The organism is Xenorhabdus entomophaga, assembly GCF_037996725.1.
Lineage (GTDB): Bacteria > Pseudomonadota > Gammaproteobacteria > Enterobacterales > Enterobacteriaceae > Xenorhabdus > Xenorhabdus khoisanae.
Map to the genome: position 1 here is coordinate 1 of NZ_JBBMXH010000410.1, position 310 is coordinate 310.

The 310-nt window shown below is 53.2% G+C and carries 1 protein-coding gene; it reads left to right on the plus strand.

Going from position 1 to position 310, the window contains the following annotated elements; all coding sequences use genetic code 11:
• Nucleotides 1-310 (plus strand): AMP-binding protein (locus AAC854_RS23420; protein WP_340619174.1); only part of this gene is annotated, 310 nt, incomplete at both ends.

Below are 310 nucleotides of genomic sequence, written 5' to 3' on the forward strand. Positions count from 1 at the left end.
AGTGCCTCATCGTGCGGTGGTTCGGTTGGTTATCAATAATGGTTATGCTGAAACCGGACAGGATGACCGCATTGCCTTTACCGCTAATCCGGCTTTCGACGCGAGTACCTTCGAAGTCTGGACGCCTTTGCTCAACGGTGGCGCGCTGGTGGTCATCGACCACGCTACCTTGTTGACACCACAGGCGTTTGTACAGGCCTTACAGGTTCATCGGATTACGGTTTTGTGGCTGACGGTTGGATTGTTTAACCGACTGGCAGCGGAGTTGTCTCCGGTTCTCCCACAGATCAATATCTTGATTGTCGGAGGG